The sequence below is a fragment of the Variovorax sp. Soil_C_26 genome (assembly GCF_057657075.1).
This window is the reverse complement of the sequence record NZ_JBDGJC010000003.1, coordinates 524,958-548,848: the sequence shown is the minus strand read 5'-3', so window position 1 is coordinate 548,848 and position 23,891 is coordinate 524,958. Positions and strand designations below refer to the sequence as shown.

At 68.1% G+C, this 23,891-nt stretch carries 22 protein-coding genes and 2 tRNA genes; 11 read left to right on the top strand and 13 right to left on the bottom strand.

Features of this window, described 5'->3' with window-relative positions:
• Window positions 1-4: 4 nt before the first annotated feature.
• Entirely contained in the window at window positions 5-646 is a 642-nt protein-coding gene (locus AC3A6G_RS12045) for a DUF1294 domain-containing protein (RefSeq protein WP_487858849.1), read from the bottom strand.
• Between the two features lie 292 nt (window positions 647-938).
• Between AC3A6G_RS12045 and AC3A6G_RS12040 the strand changes: the two genes are divergently transcribed.
• Both AC3A6G_RS12040 and AC3A6G_RS12035 read left to right on the top strand, forming a co-directional pair.
• Window positions 939-1,859 carry a DMT family transporter gene (locus AC3A6G_RS12040; RefSeq protein WP_487863747.1) on the top strand — a complete coding sequence of 307 codons (921 nt, stop codon included), beginning with the start codon at window positions 939-941 and terminating at the stop codon, window positions 1,857-1,859.
• Window positions 1,860-1,909: 50 nt separating this feature from the next.
• The gene (locus AC3A6G_RS12035; RefSeq protein ID WP_487858851.1) at window positions 1,910-2,806 is read left to right on the top strand and encodes a hypothetical protein; all 897 of its coding nucleotides are present in this window, start codon (window positions 1,910-1,912) and stop codon (window positions 2,804-2,806) included.
• Window position 2,807: 1 nt separating this feature from the next.
• Here AC3A6G_RS12035 and AC3A6G_RS12030 read toward each other — a convergent pair whose 3' ends face one another.
• The 3 genes from AC3A6G_RS12030 to AC3A6G_RS12020 all read right to left on the bottom strand — a co-directional run bounded on the left by AC3A6G_RS12030 (window position 2,808) and on the right by AC3A6G_RS12020 (window position 6,035).
• Window positions 2,808-3,701, bottom strand: a complete 894-nt coding sequence (locus tag AC3A6G_RS12030) for a CoA transferase (RefSeq protein WP_487863748.1) — start codon at window positions 3,699-3,701, stop codon at window positions 2,808-2,810.
• Between the two features lie 67 nt (window positions 3,702-3,768).
• Complete coding sequence (locus tag AC3A6G_RS12025) at window positions 3,769-4,158, bottom strand: DUF488 domain-containing protein (protein ID WP_487863749.1); 390 nt, start codon at window positions 4,156-4,158, stop codon at window positions 3,769-3,771.
• Window positions 4,159-4,184: 26 nt separating this feature from the next.
• A complete protein-coding gene (locus AC3A6G_RS12020; protein ID WP_487873693.1) occupies window positions 4,185-6,035 on the bottom strand; it encodes a PhoX family protein in 1,851 nt (616 codons plus the stop codon).
• 90 nt (window positions 6,036-6,125) lie between these two features.
• On the opposite strand from AC3A6G_RS12020, the gene AC3A6G_RS12015 reads away from it, so the two are divergent.
• Complete coding sequence (locus AC3A6G_RS12015) at window positions 6,126-6,956, top strand: crotonase/enoyl-CoA hydratase family protein (protein WP_487873692.1); 831 nt, start codon at window positions 6,126-6,128, stop codon at window positions 6,954-6,956.
• A 141-nt stretch (window positions 6,957-7,097) separates the two neighbouring features.
• Window positions 7,098-7,409, top strand: coding sequence for a hypothetical protein (locus AC3A6G_RS12010; RefSeq protein ID WP_487858856.1), 312 nt, complete (start codon window positions 7,098-7,100; stop codon window positions 7,407-7,409).
• A 24-nt stretch (window positions 7,410-7,433) separates the two neighbouring features.
• Here AC3A6G_RS12010 and AC3A6G_RS12005 read toward each other — a convergent pair whose 3' ends face one another.
• From AC3A6G_RS12005 to AC3A6G_RS11970, 8 genes are all read right to left on the bottom strand, one after another.
• The gene (locus AC3A6G_RS12005) at window positions 7,434-8,579 is read right to left on the bottom strand and encodes a DSD1 family PLP-dependent enzyme (RefSeq protein ID WP_487858857.1); all 1,146 of its coding nucleotides are present in this window, start codon (window positions 8,577-8,579) and stop codon (window positions 7,434-7,436) included.
• Between the two features lie 89 nt (window positions 8,580-8,668).
• A complete protein-coding gene (locus AC3A6G_RS12000) occupies window positions 8,669-8,983 on the bottom strand; it encodes a hypothetical protein (protein ID WP_487858858.1) in 315 nt (104 codons plus the stop codon).
• A 65-nt stretch (window positions 8,984-9,048) separates the two neighbouring features.
• The gene (locus tag AC3A6G_RS11995) at window positions 9,049-10,110 is read right to left on the bottom strand and encodes an acyltransferase family protein (protein ID WP_487863752.1); all 1,062 of its coding nucleotides are present in this window, start codon (window positions 10,108-10,110) and stop codon (window positions 9,049-9,051) included.
• Window positions 10,107-11,291: a hypothetical protein gene (locus AC3A6G_RS11990; RefSeq protein ID WP_487858860.1), complete on the bottom strand. Its 1,185-nt coding sequence runs from the start codon at window positions 11,289-11,291 to the stop codon at window positions 10,107-10,109. The genes AC3A6G_RS11995 and AC3A6G_RS11990 overlap by 4 nt, the downstream gene beginning before the upstream one ends.
• Before the next feature lie 241 nt (window positions 11,292-11,532).
• Window positions 11,533-11,609, bottom strand: a tRNA-Arg gene (locus tag AC3A6G_RS11985).
• A 45-nt stretch (window positions 11,610-11,654) separates the two neighbouring features.
• A tRNA-Pro gene (locus tag AC3A6G_RS11980) sits at window positions 11,655-11,731 on the bottom strand.
• A 34-nt stretch (window positions 11,732-11,765) separates the two neighbouring features.
• On the bottom strand, window positions 11,766-12,473 hold the full coding sequence (locus AC3A6G_RS11975) for a glutathione binding-like protein (protein ID WP_487863754.1): 708 nt from the start codon (window positions 12,471-12,473) through the stop codon (window positions 11,766-11,768).
• A 108-nt stretch (window positions 12,474-12,581) separates the two neighbouring features.
• Window positions 12,582-14,279 (bottom strand): FAD-dependent oxidoreductase, encoded by a 1,698-nt coding sequence (locus AC3A6G_RS11970; RefSeq protein WP_487858862.1) that lies wholly within the window; start codon window positions 14,277-14,279, stop codon window positions 12,582-12,584.
• Between the two features lie 143 nt (window positions 14,280-14,422).
• On the opposite strand from AC3A6G_RS11970, the gene AC3A6G_RS11965 reads away from it, so the two are divergent.
• The 4 genes from AC3A6G_RS11965 (at window position 14,423) to AC3A6G_RS11950 (ending at window position 19,072) form a co-directional block, all read left to right on the top strand.
• A complete protein-coding gene (locus AC3A6G_RS11965; RefSeq protein WP_487873691.1) occupies window positions 14,423-15,289 on the top strand; it encodes a GNAT family N-acetyltransferase in 867 nt (288 codons plus the stop codon).
• Window positions 15,286-17,598, top strand: coding sequence for a polyphosphate kinase 1 (ppk1, locus tag AC3A6G_RS11960; RefSeq protein WP_487873690.1), 2,313 nt, complete (start codon window positions 15,286-15,288; stop codon window positions 17,596-17,598). Before AC3A6G_RS11965 ends, ppk1 begins: the two co-directional genes overlap by 4 nt.
• Before the next feature lie 22 nt (window positions 17,599-17,620).
• Window positions 17,621-18,082: a SixA phosphatase family protein gene (locus AC3A6G_RS11955; RefSeq protein ID WP_487858865.1), complete on the top strand. Its 462-nt coding sequence runs from the start codon at window positions 17,621-17,623 to the stop codon at window positions 18,080-18,082.
• 225 nt (window positions 18,083-18,307) lie between these two features.
• The gene (locus AC3A6G_RS11950; protein ID WP_487873689.1) at window positions 18,308-19,072 is read left to right on the top strand and encodes a hypothetical protein; all 765 of its coding nucleotides are present in this window, start codon (window positions 18,308-18,310) and stop codon (window positions 19,070-19,072) included.
• A gap of 29 nt (window positions 19,073-19,101) precedes the next feature.
• Here AC3A6G_RS11950 and AC3A6G_RS11945 read toward each other — a convergent pair whose 3' ends face one another.
• A complete protein-coding gene (locus AC3A6G_RS11945) occupies window positions 19,102-20,616 on the bottom strand; it encodes a Ppx/GppA phosphatase family protein (protein ID WP_487863901.1) in 1,515 nt (504 codons plus the stop codon).
• Window positions 20,617-20,859: 243 nt separating this feature from the next.
• On the opposite strand from AC3A6G_RS11945, the gene pstS reads away from it, so the two are divergent.
• The 3 genes from pstS (at window position 20,860) to pstA (ending at window position 23,889) form a co-directional block, all read left to right on the top strand.
• Window positions 20,860-21,897, top strand: coding sequence for a phosphate ABC transporter substrate-binding protein PstS (gene pstS / locus AC3A6G_RS11940; RefSeq protein WP_487858867.1), 1,038 nt, complete (start codon window positions 20,860-20,862; stop codon window positions 21,895-21,897).
• Window positions 21,898-21,982: 85 nt separating this feature from the next.
• Complete coding sequence (gene pstC / locus AC3A6G_RS11935; RefSeq protein ID WP_487858868.1) at window positions 21,983-23,005, top strand: phosphate ABC transporter permease subunit PstC; 1,023 nt, start codon at window positions 21,983-21,985, stop codon at window positions 23,003-23,005.
• Window positions 23,002-23,889: a phosphate ABC transporter permease PstA gene (gene pstA / locus AC3A6G_RS11930; protein ID WP_487858869.1), complete on the top strand. Its 888-nt coding sequence runs from the start codon at window positions 23,002-23,004 to the stop codon at window positions 23,887-23,889. The genes pstC and pstA overlap by 4 nt, the downstream gene beginning before the upstream one ends.
• Window positions 23,890-23,891: the final 2 nt, after the last annotated feature.

Genomic DNA, 23,891 nt, shown 5'->3' with positions numbered 1-23,891 from the left:
GCGGTCAGCCGAAGGCCGCGTGCTTCGACAGCCAGAACACCCATGCCCCCAGCGCCGCGCCATGCAGCGCGACCGTGGCGTAGAACCGCCACAGGAAACTCGCCTTGCTCGACTTGTGCCGCAGCAGCCGCTGTGCGCACCACGCGCCCGGCCAGCCGCCTGCGAATGCGAGCAGGTGCAGCGTGCTTTCCTGCGTGCGCCAGCGCCCGGCCCGCGCCGCGCTCTTGTCGAGGGCGTAGGCCACGAAGGTGAGCACGCTCAGCCCTGCAACGACTGCCAGCGCGAGCAGCGGCAGGCGACCGAGCCACACGGCGGCGCCCAGCGCAGCGGCATAGATCACGATCAGCCACGCGCCCCACGGCGTGCCCGCCGCACTGCGACTCGAGGGACGGCGCGGCTGTGCGCGTGACGCTGCACGAGGCACTCCACTCGCCGAGGCCTCAGCAGCCTCCACGGCCACTGCCCGCGGCCCCTTGCCACCGACATGAATTTCCTCGAATCGCACCGCCATGCCGACCTGCGGCTTCAGCTGGCGATCGAGAAAGTCGCGCAGGTGCACGAACACATCGGCCGACACCTCCGGGCTGCGGATGAAACCGAAGCCGCGTTCGGCCTCCCAGCGAACGAGACGACCTTGGCGCTTCATGAAATCCGGAGAAAGAGGGCTGGGCACATGCCGGCGCATTCTCTCTTGTGGGCCCGCGGTCGCGCTCCTATCATCGGCCGCTCATGAATCTGCATCACTCTCCCCCTCCGTCGACCCGCTGCTGACGTTCGCGCGCGCCTCGCGCCGCGCCCGTCAGACCCGCAAGTGGTCGCTGCCGTCCGCCTTCTTCCGCTGATCGAAGAACGCCGGGCGGTGGCCGGATGGTCATGCCCGCTCCCGGCGCTGCGTCGACACGACGCCGCGGCGGCGGGCCCCACGGAGAGTTTCATCAATGAGTGCAAGAACAACGGTCGTCCTGGCCTGGGGCGGCGTGCTGCTGGCCGGCGTGCTCTGGGGCGGCGGCGCGCTGGTGGCGCAATTCCTGATCGATGGCGGCATCGCACCGCAGAGCCTGTCGCTCGCGCGCTTTGCGCTCGGCCTGCCGCTGCTCTGGTGCCTGCACTGGCACATGCATCGCGCGGAGGCAGCAACGCCCACCTGGCGGAGCATGGCGCCGCGCGAGCGGTGGCAGGTGGCCGGGACCGGCGCTGCGGTGGCCCTGAACGTGAGCTGCTGGTTCGCCGGCATCGCACACCTGGGCGCGGCGCTTCCCACGGTGATTTCGATCTGCTGCGCGCCCGTGATCGTGGCGCTGGTATCGGTGCTGCGCGGCCATGAGCGCTTCGGCATGCGCCTCGCCTCGGGATTGCTGCTGGCAATCGGCGGGGTGGCGCTGCTCGTGGCGCCGGCGGCGGGCTGGCAGCGCAATGGCCTGCCGGCGGACTATTCGGCAGGCCTCGCATGGTCATTCGGCTCGGCCTTCTGCTACGCGGCGGTGGTGCTCGGCAATGCGCGTATGCCGCAACGCCTCGGGGCGGTCACCGCGTCGGCCTGGGGAATGAGCGTGGCCGCGCTCTGCATGCTGGCGATCGCGTGGCCGGCGGGCATCACCTGGCCGGCGGGCGCGGCGCAGTGGCTCGGCGTGGGCTACACGGGCGTGGTCACCACGTCGGTCGCCTACCTGGCGTTCGCATGGGGTGCACGGCGGCTGCCGCCCACGTCCGCGGTGGTGGGCACGCTGGTCGAGCCGCTCGTGGCCGCGCTGCTGGCCGGGCTGCTCCTTGCGCAGCCGATGGCGCCGCGGCAATGGCTGGGGGCGGCGGTGCTTGCGCTGGCCATGTTGTTGCTCGCATGGCCGCGACGCACGGGATGAACGGCCCAGGTTGAACGGACGAGGCGCCGCGCGCTGTATGGTGTCGCCCCATGAGCACATCGTTGACGTGGCGGGCTTCAGGATGGCACCGGCTTGCGGGCGTCGTCCTGTTCGGCCTGGCGCTCGGCGCGGCCCCGGGTGCGGGCGCCGCATCTCCGGAGGATTTGCGTGCGGCCTACCAGCGCATGGGCGCCAGCCTCGCGCACAGCGGCCTGGGCCGGCCGATCCAGCTCGACTCGACGGAAACGCCGAACGGATTGCAGGGCGACATCTACGCAGTGCTGGCGCATCCGTTGCCCACGATCGCGGCGGCGCTTCAATCGCCCTCGGACTGGTGCGAACTGCTGACGCTGCACGTCAACAACCGCCGCTGCCGCACGAGCAGTGGTGAAGGGCGAGAAAAGCTGACCCTCGACGTCGTGCGGCGCTACGACAAGCCGGTCGAGCAGGCATTCCAGCTGCCGTTCACCTATCGCCTCGCCGAAGCCACGCCGGGGCACCTGTCGGTCGAGATGTCCGCGGCCGAGGGCCCGCTGGGGACGAGCAACTACCGGGTCACGCTCGAGGCGATCGCCATCGACGCACAGCGCAGCTTCCTGCATTTCAGCTACAGCTACGACCAGAACATGATGGTGCGCCTGGCGACCCAGGCCTATCTGTCGACCTTTGGGCGCAACAAGGTGGGCTTCACGGTGGTGGGTACGGGCGCCGACGGCCAGCCCGAGTACATCCGGGGTCCGCGTGGGCTCGTGGAGCGCAATGCGATGCGCTACTTCCTTGCGCTCGATGCGCATGTGTCGGTTCCGCCGGGTGGGGAGCCGCTTGCGCGGGAGCGCCACTGGTTCGTCGCCTCCCAGCGCTACCCGCGGCAACTGCGCGAGATCGATCTCGACACCTACCTCGCGCTCAAGCGCGAAGACCGGCAGCGCGAGCGCGCGGGCCGCTGAGCTAATCGACCAGCGTGAGCAGCGGCACGTCGCGCTCGCGCGCCATCGCGTCGAGTTCGGCGCGCGTGCGCGTGCAAACCCAGGCCGCGATGGCTTTGTGCGTCGCGGGCGCCGACATGTCGTGCGAAGACGGCGCGCCGGCCACCTCGCAGAGGCGGGCCGCGAAGTGCGGCTCGAGCGCGGCAATGGCCACGCGGCCGTCGGCGCACGGGTACACGCGGTAGCCCGCGTGCGCGCCGCCCACCGCGCCGTCGGGCCGGGTCAGGCCCCAGGTGCGCGGCAGCGCAAGCCAGTCGGCCGAGGCATTCAGCGCCACTTCGAGGTACAGACCGCCCGCGCCCGGTGACGAGCGCGCATGCAGCGTGGCCTGCAGCACGGCCTCGCTCGCGAGCAGCGCACCGCCCATGTCGGCGTAGAGCGTGGGCGGCAGCTCGGTGCCGGTGACGAGGCCGCTTTCGGCGAGGTAGGTCAGGTCGTGTCCCGGCTCCTCGGCGCGCGCGCCGGGCGCTCCGATGATCGCCACCTGCGACAGCGACGGATAGCGTTGCTGCAGCGAGGCCCGGTCGAGCTTGAGCTTGCCGAGCGCCGAGGGGCGAAACGAGGTGAGCAGCACGTCGGTCTGCGCAAGCGCAGCATGCAGGCGCTCCTGGCCCGCCTCGGACTTGAGGTCGGCCACCTCGACGGAAACGCCTTCGTGCAGCGCCGCATAGGCCGTCTTGTTGTAGAGCGCCATCGGGTCGCCGGCCGGCGGCTCGAGCTTGGTGCAGGTGGCGCCCATGTTCCGGCAGCGCAGCAGCGCAGCGGGGCCGGGCAGATTGAGCGCGAGGCTCAGCACGCGCACGCCCGCGAGCGGCTGGAAGGTGGTGGAAGAAGAAATCGGGGTGGCGGCTGGCATGGCGTATGGAGCCCGTGACGGGCGTTGTCTCCGTGGACCTATTCTGGCCCATGCCGCCGGCCATGCGTTAGTCTGCGATGTCGGCGCCCCGGTCGGCCAGCAGGCCGCGCAACAGCGAACGGTGGCAACGCGACGCGTCCTCGCAGTAGCAGCCCACCGAGAACGCCGTGGTGTGCGACAGCGCCGCGAGGAGGTCGAGGCTGCGGCTCGCGTCGGCTTCGGCCATCTCGGCCTTGTACTCGCGCGTGAAGGCGTTCCATTGCGTTACGGTCTCGGCCTGCTGGCCGAGCTTCATGGTCTCGGCGGACGGCGCGAGATTGGGGTACCAGACGTCGTACCAGTCCTGCGATGCGAACGCGGCCTTGGGCACGCCGCGCGGTGGGCGCCGGACGGTACCGATGCGAAGGCCTTCGCCGTCGGCGCGCGGCGTGCCGAGGCGGACGATGCGGATGCTCATGCGGGGTCTCCTTTTCGAGTGTGGCTTCAAGTGCCGACAATGCCGCCGTCGCGCCGGCGGATAGCGAGCGTGGCCGAGCGCGGGCGCGCGCTGCCGGGCGTGGTGCCGTCGGGCCAGGCACTGTTCGGCATGGCGCTGCCGTCCTCGCGCGCTTCGCCGGGATGCTGGATGTTGACGAACAGGGTGCGCCGATCGGGCGTTACCACGCAGCCCGTGACCTCTGCGCCGTTCGGTGCGGTGAGAAAGCGCTTGATCCGTCCGCTCGCGGGGTCGGCGCAGAGCATCTGGTTGTTGCCGAACGCGACATACGGCGGCTTGCCCACCATTTGCCCGCCCATGTCGGTCTGGATCCAGAGCAGCCCGCCGCTGTCGAAGTGCAGGCCGTCGGGGTTGCCGAAGAGATCGGCGTCGGCTGTGGGATAGCGCGCGCCGCTGCCGGCCTGGGCCGGGTCTCCGGCCAGCGCGAAATGTTCCCAGGCAAAGGCTTCGCTGCCGGCGTCGGCGCCATCTTCGCGCCATCGCAGGATGCCGCCGAAAAGGTTGCCCGCGCGCGGGTTGGCGGCGTCCGTCGCGGGCTGCCCCGGTGCGCCGCGATGGCTGTTGTGGGTCAGGGTGACGTACACCTCGCCGGTTTGCGGATGCACGGCAATCCACTCGGGGCGGTCCATCGGCGTGGCGCCCACGGCATCGGCGGCGAGTCGGGCATGGACCAGCACCTGCGCCTGGTCGGCAAAGCCGCGGGCCGCATCGAGGCCGTTGCGGCCGTGCACGAGTTCGATCCACTGGCCGCGGCCGTCGGCATCGAAGCGGGCCACGTACAGCGTGCCCTCGTCGAGCAGGCGGCTGTTGACGGCGGCGGCGCCGCTGCCGGCCGCCTGCATCCTGGCGTGGCTGACGAACTTGTAGATGCATTCGAAGCGCGCGTCGTCGGCCATGTAGACCACTGCGCGGCCGTCCGCTGCGAGCGCGCAGGTGGCGCTTTCCTGGCGCTTGCGCCCCAGCGCCGTGCGCTTGACGGGCGTGGACGACGCATCGAACGGATCGATCTCCACCACCCAGCCGAAGCGGTGCGGCTCGTTCGGATGCTGGCTCAAGTCGAAGCGTTCGTCGAAGCGCCAGTATTCCACCCACTGCGCGCCAGGCACGGTGCCGTAGCGCCGCTGTGCGGTGGTGACGGCTTTCGCGGCGTCTTTCGGTCCGCCAAAATAGCCGTGGAAGTTTTCCTCGCAGCTCAGGTAGGTGCCCCAGGGTGTGGCGCCCATGGCGCAGTTGGCAAAGGTGCCGAGCACCCGTTTGCCTGCAGGATCGGCCGCGGTGCGCATCAGCGCCGACCCGGCCGCCGGACCGGCGATGCGCATCGGCGTGTTGCCGTGAATGCGCCGCGCGAAAGGCGAGGGCCGCACCTGGCGCCAGCCGCTGCGCGTGCGTTCGATCTCGATGACCGAGACGCCCATGGCGTGCAGCGATTTGCGCACCTTCTCGGCGGTCCATGCCGCGTTGCCGTCGGCATGGAGCAGCCGCTCGTCGGTGTACTCGTGGTTCATCACGAGCAGTGCACGGTCCGGTGATGCGAGCGGAAAGAAGTGCATGCCGTCGTGGTGCATGCCGGCCTGCAGCGCTTGTTCGGCCGCGCTGTTGCTGCCGTCGGGCGCGAACACGGGCATCGGCCGGCCCGCCACGCCGGTGGGCTCGCCCCAGGCATAGAGCAACTGCCACTCGTACTCTGGCGGCAGCACCACGGCATCGCGCAGCGACGCGGGCACCGCGGTAAAGCCGAGCACCGCGGCATCGGCCGCTGCATGGCCGCGGCCCGATTGGAACAGTGCCACCGCGGCGGCGGCACCCGATTGCAGAAAGATCCGGCGGTCGAGGGGCATGGGAAGGGTGTTGGGTCGGCGACAGGCGCCATCATCGCCGAGCGGCAAGCCGGGGCGATACTGGCCCCCAACCCGAAGGAGACCCCGCGCATGACCGACCGAATCGAATGGACCCGCCATCCCGATGGCGTGGTGGAACTGCAGCTCGCCCGCCCCGAGAAGATGAACGCGCTCGATCCCGCGATGTTCGATGCATTGATCTCGGCCGGTGAAGCGCTGCGCGGCGACCGGGCGGTGCGCGCGGTGGTGATCTCGGGCCAGGGCAAGGCTTTCTGCGCCGGGCTGGACATGGCCTCGTTCGAGCGCATGGGGGAGGGCGCGGCCAGCGCCGTGCTGGGCGAAGCCGCTGGCGGCACCGACCTGATGACGCGTACCCACGGCATCTCGAACGCGGCTCAGCATGTGGCGTTGGTCTGGCGCGAGGTGCCGGTGCCGGTGATCGCCGCCGTGCACGGGGTGGCTTTCGGCGGCGGCCTTCAGGTGGCGCTGGGCGCCGACATCCGCATCGTCGCGCCCGAGGCGAAGTTGTCGGTGATGGAAATCAAGTGGGGCCTGGTGCCCGACATGGGCGGCATGGTGCTGATGCGCGGCCTCGCGCGCAGCGACGTGGTGCGCGAGCTCACCTTCACGGGGCGCATCTTCTCGGGCGAAGAGGCGCTGCAGGTCGGCTTTGCCACGCGGGTGGCCGCGGACCCGCTGACGCAGGCGCGCGAGATGGCGCAAGAGATCGCCGCCAGGAGCCCCGATGCGATCCGGGCCGGCAAGCGCCTGCTCAATGCCTCGCTGTCGCTCGGCCCGGCCGAGCTGCTGCTGGCCGAATCACTCGAGCAGAAGCAGCTGATTGCCAGCCCGAACCAGGTCGAGGCGGTTCGGGCCAATGTGGCGCGGCGTCCGCCCCGGTTTGGCGCGCCAAGCGCCTAAGGTTCATGCCGTATCGGCACGAAAAGTGTGCCAATGTGTGAGTTAGGTCACGCTGCGGTGCAGCAACACCGCTAAAAAAGAATGGCAGTCGCGGTCACATTAATTAACAATTAATCCTTTTGACTACGGCGGCGGTCCTGCATGTCGACCACGTTCTTTTGCAATCTCACTGTCCCCATCCTGGTGGGCGAGGACCGCTACAAATATATCCCCTTCGTTGCGGTGTTCCGCAGCCTTGCCCACGAGCAGGTCGACGAGTGGGTGATGCATCCAGACGGAAGGCCGCGCAGCGACCGCGAACTCGCGGCCGAAGCGGTGGTGGAGCTGCGCCCGTCGCCGCAGACGAGCGACGCCGATCCGCCGCAGCCTTTTGATGTGGCCGACATCCTCCAGCTCGACCGCGCGGCCGCGATCATCGTGGCAACCTACCTCGCGGCGCTGCCGCGGCTCTGAAGAAGAGGCCCGCCGAGCGCGGCGTCAATGCCGCCCGCGCGCGTCCACGGGCCAGATGGCTACCAGCGTGTCGCCATCGAACACATGGTAGGCGTCGTGCAGGTTGACCGTGGGATCGCAGTGCGGCGTGACGAACTCCACCCGGGCGCCAAGCGCGGGCCGCTCGCCGGCGAACAGCAGCTTGCCGTGCTCGTCGCCGAAGAAGGCATAGCGGCTGGCCGGGTCGGCGCCGCGCGCCACCAGCGGAACGCCGCTGTCGGTGGCAAAGCACTTGGTGCCGCCGTCCACCGTGACCCAGTCGGCCGCATGCGTGCTGACCACCGCCGTCTGCACGAACAGTGACACCTCGAATGGAGCGGGCTGCCCGGCACCGCCGAGCACCTGTGCGTACTCGGCGTCCATGAACACATAGGAGCCCGCCTGCAGTTCCGTGAATGCGTCGCGCCCGGCGTCGAGGTCGTGCGTGCCGGTGCCGGCGCCGGTCACGATCTCGAAATGGATGCCGATGCGCCGCGCCTCCGCCACGATGTGCGCGATGTCCTCGCGCAGCCCGGCGGCTGCGGCACTGCGCTGCTCGCGTGCGACGATGTGCTGCAGGTTGCCGGCATAGGCCTGCAGTCCGCGCAGCTTGAGCCGCGGCTCCGCCATGACGTGGCGCGCGAGTTCGAGCACCTGCGCTTCGTCGGCGGCACCGGTGCGGTTGTAGCCGGCGCCGTAGTCGACCAGCACTTCGAGCGGATGCGGCAGGCCCAGCGTGGCCGCCGCGAGGTCGGCGGCGTTTCGCGGGTCATCGACCACGACCATCATGCCGCCGGGGCCCGCGAGCCTGGCGAGCCGGACCAGGCGCGCGATCTTGCTGGGCGTGACGGCCGGCGAGGTGATCAGGACGTCGGGGATGCCCGCCCTGACCATGACCTCCGCCTCGCCGAGCGTGACGCAGCTCACGCCGACCGCGCCTGCTGCCACCTGGCGGCGCGCGATCTCCACCGACTTGTGCGTCTTGACATGCGGCCGCAGCGCGACGCCACGTGCCTTCGCGAATGCGGCCATGCGCTCGATGTTGCGCGACAGGGCGCCCAGGTCGACCAGCAGAGCCGGCGTGTCGAGCGACAGGCGGCCGCCGGCCAGGCCGATCAGGGGCGTGTTGACTTGCTGCGTCTCAGGGGGCATGGCGCACCTCGTTGGTGAAATCGGGAGTGCCGGCGCAATGTTGTCGCGGCGCGGCCGGCGAAATGATCGCACTGAAAGCGTGGCGTGTTTCAGCTTTCGCGCGCCGAAGTGTGCCGGCGGCCGCGGCGCAGCGCGAGCCACCACAGCAGCGCCGCATTGATGCCCCAGCTGCCCGCCAGCAGCAGCAGCGCGGCCTGTGCCACGCCCGGCGCAAGGTCGAGCGTCAGCAGGCCGAGCGACCAGGGCAGGCCGCCCGCGATGGTGGCGAGCATGGCGATTTCGCTCTCGGGAAACATCGCGCACGCCACGATGCCGGCCACGCCCGCGGCCGTGTAGGTGAGCGCGGCCATGCGCCAGCAGGAAGGGAGGGGCGATCGCGCGTCGGGGGCGTCGGCGGTGTGCATGGCGCGACCTTGGCAGGGCGCGATCCCGCCGTGCGACAGCCGCCTGCGCGAGGCGCTGTAAGCCTTCAGGCGGGCAGGCGCGAAGAGCGGCCGACACGCCCGACCCAGCGCCTGAGCCAGTTCGTCATCGGCAGTTCCACCAGCTTGTAGAGCAGGAACGAGAACGCGACGGCGGCCACGCACCCCGCCAGGGCGATCAGCAGCACCGCGACGGCCGAATGCTGCAGCCCCGTGAGGCGCACGGCGATCGGAATCAGCACCAGGACGAACGGATGGAACAGGTACAGCGAATACGAGCTGTCGCCGATCCGCAGCATCCAGGGAGCGCCGCGCCAGAGCGGTCCGGCCAGCACGATGCCCAGGAACATCATCGCCACCGGCACCAGCAGCACGAAGCCGCGCAACGGCGAGTTCGACATCCCGCCCTCGACGGCCGCGAAAGCCAGCACCGTGCCGACCAGCAGGAGCAGGGCGGACAGGCCCCGGTTCGGCCGCAGCCATCGCTTGTGGAAGGCGACGCCGGTCAGCACGCCGGCCGCGAACTCCACGAACAGCGAGAGGTTGAGCACCTTCGGATCGATCGCCATCACCGGCCCCGCGATGGCGATCGCCAGCAGCAGCGCGCAGGCGACCACCGCGCGTCGATCGGTCGCCATCGGCAGCGCGACCAGGCCCCACAGGATGTAGAACAGCACCTCGTAGGTGAGGGTCCAGCCGTTGTTGACGAGGTACGGCGCCACCGTGGGCCACAGCAGGAAGGACGCGGCCACGTCGGTCGGCACGCTCGCGTTGCTGTTGATGAGCCCCGGCTTCACCAGGAAGATGGCCAGCGCCATCAGCGTGAGCCCCCAGTACAGCGGGAAGATCCGCACCAGCCGCTTCTCGAAGAACTCGGCATGCGTCGCCGGCTTGTGCACCGTGACGAAGTAGATGATGAAGCCGCTGATCATGAAGAACAGATCGACACCGACGATGCCGAAGTCGAAGGACGGGATCGCCCCGTTCGACAGCGCGGCGGCCTTCTGCGCGGCATGGTGCACCACCACGAGCAGCGCGGCGATGCCCCGTCCGGCCTGGATCGACTCGAGGTAGCGAGAGGGGTCTTCGACGATGGCTTGGGATTTCACCGGAGCTGGGCCCCTTGCGGGACCGGGGTTGTTGTGGTTGTTGCTGCCGCTGCGGCGGCGGTGGCCAGGGCTTGCTGGATGCGCGCGCGGCGCAGCCGGCGGTTCTGCACCCGCTCGGCCTGCTGCACCAGAGCCATGGCCGAGAAGATCAGCGGGCTGACCATCGCGAAATGGCGTGCGAAGGAACCGAAATCGGGCTCGAAGATGCCTTCGACGATCAGGAAGGACAGCGGTGCGAGCGCGACCTTGCCGGCCTGGATCATCCGCGGGTCGGTCGATTTCACGCCCTTGACGATTGTCCGGATCATCCAGATGTAGGTGAAAGGCATGATCGCGATGAATGCCAATTGCCCCACCGAGCCAAATCGCAGCAGTTCCAGCGGAAATGCCAGGCGGAAATAGGTGATCAGCGCATTGAGGGCTTGCGCAATCGGGTTTTCGGAGGCGATCACGGCCTGGATGATCGTGCGGGACCCCTCGGCGCCTATTTCACGGTTTTCGTTCACCTGCGAGCGCGCGAAATCAAGGGAAACGCCGAGCGCAAACTGAAAGATCAGCGCCATGGCGATATAGACCAAAAGAATCAATAAGACCAGGCGAAATACGGTGAGTCGGCTGCGCAGCAGCCAGAGCCCGACCCACACGGCGCTCACGAGCAGCCAGTATTTGCGCACCATCCAGCCGTAGAGCGTTGCGGTGGCGAGCCAGACCCAGCCGAAGCTCGAACTTCGCGCCGCGAGCACGCAAATCAGCACCACGGTCGCCGACAGCATGTCCTTCGAGAGCACCGATAGAAAAATGGCCCGGATGAAGCCCCAGCCGAGTGAAACCAGGAACACCCCGAGCGTGACGCGCCGGAACTGCAGCAGCGGGATGATCGTGAGCGCCACGCTCAGGATCGCGCCCGCAAGCGGTGCGGTGGCGGCGCTGAGGCCGGCCGATTCGAGCAGAAAAGCGCTGCACGCGTATGAATTGCGTTCCTCCACCGTGGTGGAAGTCAATTGGCAGGCGTCCTCGCCGAAAAAGCTCAGCAGCGTTTCTTCGTCGGGAAAAGTCGCGGCCGCCGTGTCATGGTAGGCAAAAGGTATGACGCCGACGACGATGGAGAAGAAAATGAAAATGAGCGCCGATATGCCAGGGTTCACCGGCTTTCCGCGGACGGTCAGGATCGCTAATTTCATTGGTTCGGGAAGGACGGCGCGCACCTGATTGGCGGCCAGAAAGGATACACGGGCTTTGCAACATGCATGCCGCGTTGCACACGTTTACACCGAGGCCAATTCGCCACATTCGATGTGACCGCATGCAATAGCTGCACGCGTTTGCGTCGTTGCAATTGGAATTGAACACGCGCGCGGACGCGCGAGCAGCTTGCCGAATTGAGGAATCCGTGCCGATGAACGAAAGAGGGAGGGGGAGAGGTGGCCTGCCCGGAGGGGATCGAACCCCCGACAACCTGCTTAGAAGGCAGGTGCTCTATCCAACTGAGCTACGGGCAGATTCCGGGCCGGACAGAAGCGAAAACGAGATACGAGAAGAAAACTTGGTCGGGGCGAAAGGATTCGAACCTTCGACCCTCTGGTCCCAAACCAGATGCGCTACCAGGCTGCGCTACACCCCGACAAGCCTTCCATTCTAGCCCGGATATATAGCAATCAGCGACGCTCGTACTGCGTCTTGCCAAAAAGAATTTCGCGTTCCTTGTCACCGGTGATCGGCTGGCGCAGGTCGGCCAGCACCTTCACGCCACGCTGCACGGCGGGGCGGGCCTCGATCCCGTCGAACCAGGCCTTCAGATGCGGATAGTCGGTGAGCGTGATGCCCTGCTTCTCCCAGCTGCGCAGCCACGGGAAGATTGCGATGTCGGCGATCGAGTAGCTCTTGCCCGCGATGAAGCGGTTCTTCGACAGCTGCCGCTCGATCACGCTGTAGAGGCGCTTGGCCTCGTTGCTGTAGCGCTCGATGGCGTAGGGGATCTTGTCGGGCGCATACATGCGGAAATGGTGCGCCTGCCCGAGCATGGGGCCGACGCCGCCCATCTGGAACATGAGCCACTGCAGCACGTCGTAGCGTTCGCGGTCGCCGGTGGGCAGGAACTTGCCGGTCTTGCCCGCCAGGTAGACCAGGATGGCGCCCGATTCGAAGAGCGAGATCGGCTGGCCGTCCGGACCTTCGGGATCGGTGATCGCCGGGATCTTGTTGTTGGGGCTGATGGCGAGGAAGTCGGGCGCGAACTGGTCGCCCTTGCCGATGTTGATCGGGTGGGCGCGGTAGGGCAGGCCGCACTCCTCCAGCATGATGTGAACCTTGTGGCCGTTGGGCGTGGGCCAGGAATAGACGTCGATGGTGGGCGAAGCGGACATGTCGCGGCTCTCCGTGATGCGGGTTGTGATTCGGAAAAGGCAGCATAGCCGCGCCGGACAGTTCGATGTCGCAGAGGGGCTTGCCCGCCGGCCGGCGCAGCGCCGTCGTCAGGCCACGGCGGAGGCGGACGAGAGGTGCTGGTGGATCAGCGCCACCACGGCCGCACCTTCGCCGATCGCGCCGCCCACGCGCTTGACCGAGCCCGAGCGCGCATCGCCGACCGCAAAGACGCCCTGGACGCTCGATTCGAGCGCCGCGGCCGGCCGTGCCGGAAAGCCGCCGCTCGCCGCATCGCCGGTCCGCACGAAGCCGTGCTTGTCGACCGAAACGCCGCAGCCCTCGAGCCAGCCGGTCTCGGGCTCGGCGCCGACGAACAGGAAGATGTTGCGCGCGTCGCAGTCGTGCTCCTGGCCGGTGGCCCGGCAGCGCCAGGTCGCGCCGGTGAGGCCTTCGTCCGGTCCGCCGTTGAGCTTTACGAGTTCGGTGTGTGGATGCAGCTCGATGTTCGGCGTGGCCTCGATCCGGTCGATCAGGTAGCGCGACATGCTCGCGGCCAGCGAGGGGCCGCGCACCAGCACGTTGACCTTGGCCGCATGGCGCGACAGGAACACCGCGGCCTGGCCGGCGGAATTGCCGCCACCGACGAGCGCGACCTCCTGCTGCGCGCAGAGCTTGGCTTCGATGGCCGAGGCCCAGTACCAGATGCCGCGCCCTTCGAATTCGGCGAGCCGGGGTACTTCGGGCCGCCGGTAGCGTGCGCCGCTCGCGATGACGACCGTGCGGGCCTCGATGGCGCGGCCGTCGGTGAGCGCGATGCGCAGGCTGCCGTTCGCGTTGTCGCGCGTGCAGTCGAGCGACACGGCCTTGGCCGGAATCAGCATGTCGACGCCGAACTTCTGCGCCTGCACGTAGGCGCGGCCCGCGAGCGCCTGGCCCGAAATGCCGGTGGGAAAGCCGAGGTAGTTCTCGATGCGCGCACTGGCGCCGGCCTGTCCGCCGAACGCGCGGCAGTCGAGCACGATCACGCGCAGCCCTTCCGACGCCGCATACACCGCGGTGGCCAGCCCGGCTGGACCTGCACCGACCACGGCCACGTCGAACACCTCGTCGCGCGGCGCGGTGTCGAGCATGCCGAGGCAGCGGGCGAGCTCGTCCTCGGAAGGATTCACCAGCACCGAGCCGTCGGGGCACACGGCGAGCAGCTTGCAGGCGCCGTACTGTTCGAGCAGCGCCGCGGCGTCGGGGTCGTCGGCCGCATCCACCAGGTGGTAGGGGTGCCCGTTGCGGCGCAGGAAGTTCTCGAGCCGTGCCATGTCGGGCGAGGCCGGCTGGCCGATCAGCACCGGCCCGCTCGCGCCCGATTCGATGAGGGCGACGCGCCGCAGGATCAGCGCGCGCGTGATGCGCTCGCCCAGGTCGGCTTCTGCCACCAGGAGCGCGCGCAATTGCGCGGGCGGCACGAGCAGCGCCTCCACGTCCTCGTCGGCATGGCCGTCGACGAGCGCGGGCTGGCCGCTCAGCTGGCCCACTTCGGCGAGGAACTCGCCCGGTCCCTGGCGCACGATCGGCACCACGTGGCCCAGGCCGTCGCGTTGCGTGACCGCGACCACGCCGCGCAGCAGCACGAACATGCCGGGGCTGGTTTCGCCGGCGGTGAAGAGACGCTCGCCGCGCGCGAAGCGCTGCACCGTGCCGAAGCGCGCCACGCGCGCGACTTCGGCGTCGCTGAGCACCGGAAAGGCCTGGTGAAGGCGGTTGTCGAAACTGCTGCTGCTTGTGTTGTTGCTGGTTGCGGCTGTCGCCATGTCGGACGCTCCATGTCGGGGAACCCGCATTAAACCTTCAAGCAAGGCCATTCATGCGCTGTAACACGGTCACGCAAATGCCATGCCGCTGACATGCCGGTTTCACCGCGGGTGCCGAGACTCCGTCGCAGAAAGGGTTCCCCATGAAAGAACTGCCCAATCCGACGTTCCCGCTTTCGCAGATCGGCCTGCGTGCCGCGCTCTGGCCCACGCCCGGCCTTCCGCGCGTGCCGGTCGCCGAGGTGCCCGCTGCCATCCTGGTGCCGCCGGTGGTCGATGCGAAGCAGGGCATCACGGTGGGCTGGGCACGCCACCTCGACGACGTGCGCGCCGCGCAGCGCCTGCGCCACGAGGTGTTCGTCGGTGAGATGGGTGCCCGCGTGAGCACGCCGCTGGCGGGCCACGACATCGACCTGTTCGACGATTTCTGCGAGCACCTGCTGGTGCGCGATGCACTGACACAGCAGGTGATCGGCACCTACCGCGTGCTCACGCCGGCGCAGGCCCGGCGCGTCGGCAGCACCTACAGCGACACCGAATTCGACCTGACCCGCCTGCGCGACCTGCGCGAGCGCATGGTCGAGCTCGGCCGCAGCTGCGTGCACCCGGCGCATCGGCAGGGCGGGGTGATCCTCGCCCTGTGGGGCGCGCTGGCGGGGTTCATGCACCGCAACAAGCTCGACACGATGATCGGCTGCGCGAGCATCCCGATGTCGCACAACGGCGTGACCAGCGGCGACGCCGCGGCCAGCATCTGGCGCCAGCTCTCGGCCACCCACATGGCACCGATCCAGTACCAGGTGCAGCCGCGCCTCCCGCTGCCGGTCGAGCGGCTCGACAGCGCGCTCGATGTCGAGCCGCCTGCACTCATCAAGGGCTACCTGCGCCTCGGTGCCAAGGTGCTGGGCGCGCCGGCCTGGGACCCCGACTTCAACACCGCCGACCTGCCGATGCTGATGCGCATCGACGACCTGCCGGCGCGCTACCGCAAGCATTTTCTCGGGGCATGAAGCCGGCGGCGATCCGGCCCGAGGGAGGGCCGCCGGGCTCCTCGCCGGGCCTGGCGCCGGAGGCAGGCGGACCGCTGGCGTCACGGGCGCGTCACGAAACCGTCATGAACGATGGTGACACTGTCATATTCCCGTCTTCATGTACTGCCGTGCCGCTTGCCCCAGAATCATTGCCCATGGAATCTGTTTCCGCTGGCCCGCCAGTCGCGGCTTCGGCATTCAAACTCCTCGACCGCGACCACAGCATCCTGTCGTTCAACGAGCGCGTGCTCGACTGGGCGCACCGGCCCGAAGTGCCGCTGATCGAGCGCCTGCGCTACCTGTGCATCGTGTCGTCGAACCTCGATGAATTCTTCGAGGTCCGTGCCGCGCCGCACCTGATCGCCAGCGGTGCCGGCGACCGCAAAGGCGTCTACACCGTCGGCTCGTTCGAGCGCCTGGCCGAAACCGCTCATGCGCTGGTGGCGCGCCAGTACGCGCTGTACAACGACGAGCTGATGCCAACCTTCGCGACGCACGGCATTCACATCATTTCGCACGGCGAGCGCAATGCCGCGCAGCGCAAGTGGGTCAGCGAGTATTTCGAGCGCGAGGTGCGCCCGCTGCTGATCCCGGTGGGCCTCGATCCGGCGCATCCGTTCCCGCAGGTGGCCAACAAGTCGCTCAACTTCATCGTGCGGCTCGGCGGCAAGGATGCCTTCGGGCGCGAGAACCCGATTCAGATCGTCAAGGTGCCGCGGGTGCTGCCGCGCGTGATCCGCATGCCGGCCAAGGTGTCGGAGGGCAAGACGCTGTTCGTGGCGTTGTCCAGCGTGGTGCGCGCGCACCTGTCCGGCATGTTCCCCGGCCGCGAGGTGGGCGACTTCTCGCAGTTCCGCGTCACGCGGCATTCCGATCTCGCGGTGGACGAGGAAGACGTCAAGAACCTGCGCACCGCGCTGCGCCAGGGTCTGCAGCACCGCCACTTCGGGCAGGCGGTGCGGCTCGAGGTGTCGGCCAGCTGCGCGGAGTCCCTGGCGAGCTTCCTGCTGGCGCAGTTCAACCTGCCGCCGCAGGCGCTCTATCGCGTGCACGGGCCGGTCAACCTCGCGCGGCTGACGCAGCTGATCGACCTGCTCGAAGAGCCGCAACTGCGCTTTCCGCCTTACGCCGCCTCCTATCCCGTGACGCTGTCGCCGGCGCAGTCGTTCTTCGAGCGCCTGCAGCGCGGCGACGTGCTGATCCATCAGCCCTTCGAGAGCTTCGACGGCGTGCTCGCCTTCCTGCGTGAGGCAGTCGACGACCCTCAGGTGCTGGCCATCAAGCAGACCATCTATCGCACCGGCCCCGACTCCGAACTGATGGACCTGCTGCGCGAGGCGGTGCGCAAGGGCAAGGAAGTGACCGTGGTGGTGGAGCTCAAGGCCCGCTTCGACGAAGAGGCCAACATCAATTGGGCCGAGATGCTCGAATCGATCGGCGCGCAGGTGGTGTATGGCGTGGTCGGCCTGAAGACACACGCCAAGATGCTGCTGGTGACGCGCCGCGAGGGCAAGCAGATGCGCCGCTACGGGCATCTCTCGACCGGCAACTACAACCCGCGCACCGCGCGGCTCTACACCGACATCAGCCACCTCACGGCCGATCCGCTCTTGACGGCCGACATGGAGGCGGTGTTCGTGCACCTGGCCAGCCAGAGCCGGCTGCCGAAGCTCAACCGCATGTGGCTCGCGCCCTTCGACCTGCACCGCAACCTCGTGGCGCAGATCGACGCGCTCGGCGTGGCGGCGGCTGCCGGTGAGCCCACGCGCATCGTCGCCAAGATGAATGCGCTGACCGACGAGGAACTGGTCGCCGCGCTGGTGCGCGCCGGGCAGAACGGCGTGAAGATCGACCTCATCGTGCGCGGCGCCTGCACGCTGCCGGCGCAGGTGCCGGGGCTGACCGACAACATCCGCGTGCGCTCGGTGATCGGGCGTTTCCTCGAACACTCGCGGGTCTTCTATTTCCGCAACGGCGAGGACGAATCGCTCTACCTGTCGAGTGCCGACTGGATGAACCGCAACATGATGCGCCGCATCGAGCTGGCCTGGCCCGTGACCGACCCGAGCCTGCGCCAGCGCCTGATCGACGAATGCCTGGTGGCCTACCTGCACGACGGACGCGATGCCTGGGACCTCGGCGGCGACGGCATCTACACGCGCGTCGACCGCGACACCCACCCCGGGGAGGCCGGCGCCTCGCGCGCCATCGAGGCGCACGGCGCGCAGACCGCGCTCATGAACCGGTACGGCGCGCGTGGTGGGCACGCCGAGGCCTCCGGCAGCTGACGACGACCGAAAGGCGATGACCATGGACCTGATCTTCTGGCGCCATGCCGAAGCCGACGACTGGACCGAGGGCTGCGACGACCTGCAGCGTTCGCTGACCGGCCGCGGCGAAAAGCAGGCCAAGCGCATGGCCAGTTGGCTGGACCGCCAGCTGCCCGACGGCACGCGCATCATCTGCAGCCCGGCGCGGCGCTGCGAGCAGACTGCGCTGGCGCTCGGCCGCAAGTACAAGCTGCGTTCGGAGCTCGCGCCCGACACCACGCCCGACGCTTTGCTGAGCGCGGCGGGCTGGCCCAACGGCAAGTCGGTCGTGCTGATGATCGGCCACCAGCCCTCGCTCGGCCAGGCCATCTCGCTGCTGCTGGGGCTGAAGCAGGACAGCTGCCCGGTGCGCAAGGGCTCGGTGTGGTGGATCCGCACGCGCGAGCGCGATGGCGATGTGCAGACGGTGGTGGTCACGGTGCAGTCGCCCGAGCTGCTCTGAGTTGGTGGGGCGCGTGATCTGCCCCAATATGTAAACTAATTCACCAATTTCGCGGGGACGCGGCACGGTTATGTAGGCACAATGGCCGTGCCGGATGCATTTAGAAACATATGCATCTATAACTTACAACTACAAGGCGATTGCGCAGCAAGCGCCTTGTGTGCCGCGGAATTCCGGGCAGGCGGGTGAGCAGGCTGTACAGCCGCCTTTCACCCGCGAATGCCCATGAAAGCGCTTGTGCCGCTGCTGGCCGCAGCAGTTCTTCTCCTGTCGGGATGTGCCGCCACGCGCTCCCCCGAGCCCGCCCCGCAGGTTCGACACGACGCGACCCGCACCGTCACCCGGATCGAACTCGTCTACAACGACGAAGACCTGCTGAATGTCATGGACGGCGGCGGTTCCGCCATCGTCGGATGGGCGGGTGTCTTTGGCCCGGTCGGCACGCTCGTTGCGCTCGGCGTGGAGGTCGGCACCCGCGTCACGCGGGCCGATCGCATCGAACGCCGCACTGGGGAGTTCACCACCCGTGTGAAGCAGGGCGGGGCGGTGCCGCTGAATCGGCATTTCGCCGACCTGGTGGCGGCACGCCTGCGGGCCAGTGGCCGAGAGGTCAAGTTGACGCCGGTCGCTCGCGTCGACAGGCCGGACGACGTGTTGCAGGCGCCGGGGTTCGAGCCCACCCTTGGCTACAGCACGCTCATCATGCGGGTTACCACGACCTACGGCGCGGCCGACATGACCTCGAGCTACAAGCCCTTCGTCGCGATCGAGCAGGCGCTCAAGAACGAGCAGCAGGCGGTGCTCCACCAGACCACTCACACCGCCGACCTCGAAGAGCCGGCCTTCCTGGCCTACGACGGCCTGCTGCAGGACACGGCCAAGGCCCAGGAGGGCCTGCGGCGCGGGCTGTCGCAGATCCTCTGGCCGGCCTACGCCGGCATGTTCGGCGACGATGCGCTGCCCCGTCTTGCCCAAGCCGATCCGAAATAAGACTGCGCGGGGCCGGCAGGGCGCTCGTTCTAGCTGAGTTCGATGCGCCAGTTGCTGGTTTTTTGCCACGCCAGCACTTCTTCGCGCAGCAGGTGCGCGGACTGCGGATAGGCCTCGGCCCAGTCTGGCGCGCACGCGATCGTGAACGCCCGTGCGCCCAGCGCCGCCAGATGCAGCGCCTCGGCGTCGGGGTCGCGGCGCGCGTGGCACAGGATGACGGCGAGCCGCAGCGAGAGCAGCTGCATCACGAAGGTCTCGTCATCGAGTGCCGCCTCGAGCTTGCGCAGCTTGCCGCGCTGGCCCAGCACCAGTTGCGCCAGCGCATGCAGCTCGTTGACAGCGAAGCCGGGCGCGTCGGTGTTGTCGAGGATGTAGGCACCGTGCTTGTGGTAGTCGCTGTGCGACACCAGCGTGCCGATCTCGTGCAGCTGCGCTGCCCAGCCGAGCTTGCGCAGCGCGCGCCCGGCGCGGCTGCCGGTGCTGCCGCCCCGGGCTGCGGGCATGAGTTGCACGAACAGCGCCGCCGCGGTGTCGCCCACGCGCCGTGCCTGTGCCGCATCCACCGCGAACCGGCTGGCCAGCCGCGCCACCGTGGCCGTGCGCATGTCGGCCACGCTCTCGTCGCGCTCCAGCAGTTCGTACAGCACGCCGTGGCGCAGCGCGCCCTGGGCGACCTTCATCTGCTCGATGCCGAGCAGGTCGAACACGGCGCGCAGCACGCTCACGCCGCCGCCGATCACGGCCTTGCGGTCTTCGCGCATGCCGTCGATGCGCAGCCGGTCGGTGCTGCCGGCCTTGAGCAGGCGGTCGACGAGCCAGTCGAGCCCTTCGCGCGTGACGAGCCCCGGCTCGCCGCCGGCCGCGGCCAGCATGTCGCCCACCGCGCCGATGGTGCCGGAGGCGCCATAGGCCACGTCCCAGCGGTCGCGGCCGTAGCCGGAGAGCGCATCGTCGAGCACCGCCTTGGCGGCCACCTCGGCGGCGCGGAAGGCGGCGGGCGTGAAGAGCCCTTCGGCGAAGTGCTTCATCGACCAGGCGACGCTGCCCACGCGGTAGGACTCCACCAGCTCGGCCTCGAGAGCGCGGCCGATGATCATTTCGGTGGAGCGCCCGCCGATGTCGATCACCAGCCGCCGTTCGCGGTCGGAGGCATCGGTGTGCGGCAGCATGTGCGCCACGCCCTGGTAGATCAGGCGCGCTTCCTCGCGGCCCGGGATCACGTCGATGCCGAACCCCAGGATGGTGCGCGCACGCAACAGGAATTCTTCTCGGTTGCGCGCCTCGCGAAGCGTCTGCGTGGCCACGGCGCGCACCTGCGAGCGCTTGAAGCCGGCCAGCCGCTCGCCGAAGCGGGCCAGGGCGTCCCAGCCGCGCTGCATGGCTTCGGGTGTGAGGTTGCGGGCGCTGTCGAGGCCGTTGCCCTGGCGCACGGTTTCCTTGAGGTATTCGGTGCGGTGGATCTGGCCGTGGTCGACCTGGCCGATTTCGAGCCTGAAGCTGTTCGAACCGAGGTCGACAGCGGCGAGGCGGGTGCCGTTTTGCATGTAGTTCTGTGAGAGGAGCAGTGACATGGATCGTAGCGCCGTATGGCGCGCCGAAGGTCCATGGCGGGCATCGGCAGAGGCTAGGCGTGACAAATGACGGTTCCGTGACAGCGTCACATACGACAGGGGAGAGCAACCGCTTTCTCCCTCGACAGCGAGGTGTCACACCGATGTCACACAAGCTTTTTAGAGTCCGTTCCAAGCCCGAAAGGGACTACTTCTTACTTCTAAAGGACGCCTTTGATGAATACGACCTTCAAATTCGCCGCCGCCGGCCTCGTGACCGCGCTCTTCGCCCATGTGCCCGCCTTCGCGCAAGACGTGACCGGCGCCGGTGCCAGCTTCCCGGCACCGCTCTATGCCAAGTGGGCCTCCGATTTCAACAAGGCCACCGGCGTCAAGATCAACTACCAGTCGGTGGGCTCGGGCGCCGGCCTGAAGCAGATCGAGGCCAAGACGGTCGACTTCGGCGCTTCCGACGCGCCCCTGAAGGACGAGGACCTCCAGGCCAAGGGCCTGATGCAGTTCCCCACCGTCATCGGCGGCGTGATCCCCGTGGTCAACATCCAGGGCATCAAGCCCGGCGAGCTGAAGCTCAACGGCCAGGTGCTCGGCGACATCTACCTGGGCAAGATCACCAAGTGGAACGACCCCGCCATCAAGGCGCTGAACGGCTCGCTGGCCCTGCCTGACGCCACCATCGCACCGGTTCGCCGTGCCGACGGTTCGGGCACCAGCTTCCTGTTCACCAACTACCTGAGCAAGGTCAACGCCGAGTGGAAGACCAAGGTCGGCGAGGGCACGGCCGTCAACTGGCCGACCGGCGCGGGCGGCAAGGGCAACGAAGGCGTCGCAGCGTTCGTGAACCGCCTGCCGAATTCGATCGGCTACGTCGAGTACGCCTACGTCAAGCAGAACAAGATGACCTACGCCCAGCTGCAGAACGCGGCCGGCAACTTCGTCTCGCCGGAAGCCGACGCCTTCAAGGCCGCCGCTGCCAACGCCGAGTGGAACAAGAGCTTCTTCCAGGTGCTGACCAACCAGGCCGGCAAGGACGCATGGCCCATCACCGGCGCCACCTTCATCCTGATGCACAAGGTGCAGGACAAGCCCGCCAATGCCACCACGGTGCTGAAGTTCTTCGACTGGGCCTACAAGAGCGGCGACAAGACGGCCGACGACCTCGACTACGTGCCGATGCCCGACAACGTGAAGGCCACGATCGCCAAGGCATGGGGTGAAGTGAAGGACGCATCGGGCAAGCCGGTCGCATCCAAGTAATTCCAACCATCACAGTCCAGGACGGCGCACCGTGAGCAACAGAACGCTCGACGGTGCGCCGCTTTCGTCATTGCCGGAGCGACCCGTGTCATCCACTTTCCCTGCTTCCGCAGCCGCGCTCGACCGTTCAGGCGATCGTGCGCGAACCAACCCGCCACCGGCCAAGGCGCCGCGTTCCGGTCCCATGGCCGACCGCCTGTTCGGCTGGGCGGCCAAGGGCGCCGCGTTGCTGACGCTCGCGATGCTGATCGGCATTTTGCTGTCGCTGATTGCCGGCGCATGGCCAGCGATCGCGAAGTACGGCCTCGGCTTCCTGACGAGCAGCGTGTGGGACCCGGTGAAGGACGAGTACGGCGGCCTGGTCATGATCTACGGCACGCTGGCCACCTCGCTCATCGCACTGGTGATCGCCGTGCCGGTGAGCTTCGGCATCGCGCTTTTCCTGACAGAACTTTCGCCCAACTGGCTCAAGCGCCCGCTGGGCACAGCCATCGAATTGCTCGCCGCCGTGCCGTCGATCGTCTACGGCATGTGGGGCCTGCTCGTGTTCGGCCCCATTCTTTCCACTTATGTGCAGCAGCCGCTGCAGAAGCTGTTCGAGGGCGTGCCATACCTGGGCGCCCTGGTGTCCGGCCCGCCCGTGGGCATCGGCATCCTGTCGGCCGGCATCATCCTCGCGATCATGATCATTCCGTTCATCGCCTCGGTGATGCGCGACGTGTTCGAGGTGACGCCGCCGCTGCTCAAGGAGTCGGCCTACGGCCTCGGCTCCACCACCTGGGAAGTGGTTTCCAAGGTGGTGCTGCCCTATACCAAGGCCGGCGTCATCGGCGGCATCATGCTCGGCCTCGGCCGGGCGCTCGGTGAAACGATGGCCGTCACCTTCGTGATCGGCAACATGAACCAGCTCAACTCGCTGTCGGTGTTCGAGGCGGCCAACAGCATCACATCGGCACTCGCCAACGAGTTCGCCGAAGCCGGCGCCGGCCTGCACCAGGCTGCGCTGATGTACCTCGGCCTGGTGCTGTTCTTCATCACCTTCGTCGTGCTGACGCTGTCGAAAGTGCTGCTGGCCCAGATGAAGAAGAGCGAAGGAACCAAGTCGTGAGCAGCACCGCACAGAACCTCCTCAACGCCAAGGCGTTGGCGGAAACGCGCCAGGCCAGATTCGCCTCGCGCAACCGCGTGAACAAGGTCGCGCTGACGCTGTCGCTCGCGGCGATGGCGTTCGGCGTCTTCTGGCTGGTCTGGATTCTCTGGGAAACGCTGCGCCTGGGCATCGGCGGCCTGGCGCTCGCCACCTTCACCGAGATGACGCCGCCGCCGAACGAGGCGGGCGGCATTGCCAACGCGATCTTCGGTTCGTTCGTGATGGTGATGATGGCGACCTTCGTGGGCACGCCCATCGGCATCATGGCCGGCATCTACCTGGCCGAGTACAACCCGAAGGGCTGGCTCTCGTCGGTGACGCGCTTCGTCAACGACATCCTGCTGTCGGCACCGTCGATCGTGATCGGCCTGTTCGTGTATGCCGTCGTGGTCGCGTACTTCAAGACCTTCTCGGGCCTGGCCGGTGCGCTGTCGCTGGCGCTGATCGTGATTCCGGTGGTGATCCGCACCACCGAGAACATGCTGCAGCTGGTGCCCCCGGGCCTGCGCGAAGCGGCCTATGCGCTCGGCACGCCGAAGTGGAAGGTCATCCTGAGCATCACGCTGCGCGCCGCGCGCGCCGGTGTGGTGACGGGTGTGCTGCTGGCCGTGGCACGCATCGCCGGCGAAACGGCACCGCTGCTCTTCACCGCGTTGAACAACCAGTTCTGGACCGCCGACGTGAGCCAGCCGATGGCCAGCCTGCCGGTGACGATCTTCAAGTTCGCGATGAGCCCGTACGAGAACTGGCAACAGCTGGCCTGGGCCGGCGTATTCCTGATTACCGTGGCCGTGCTCGCCCTCAACATCCTGGCGCGAGTACTGACGCGCAACAAATTCTGATC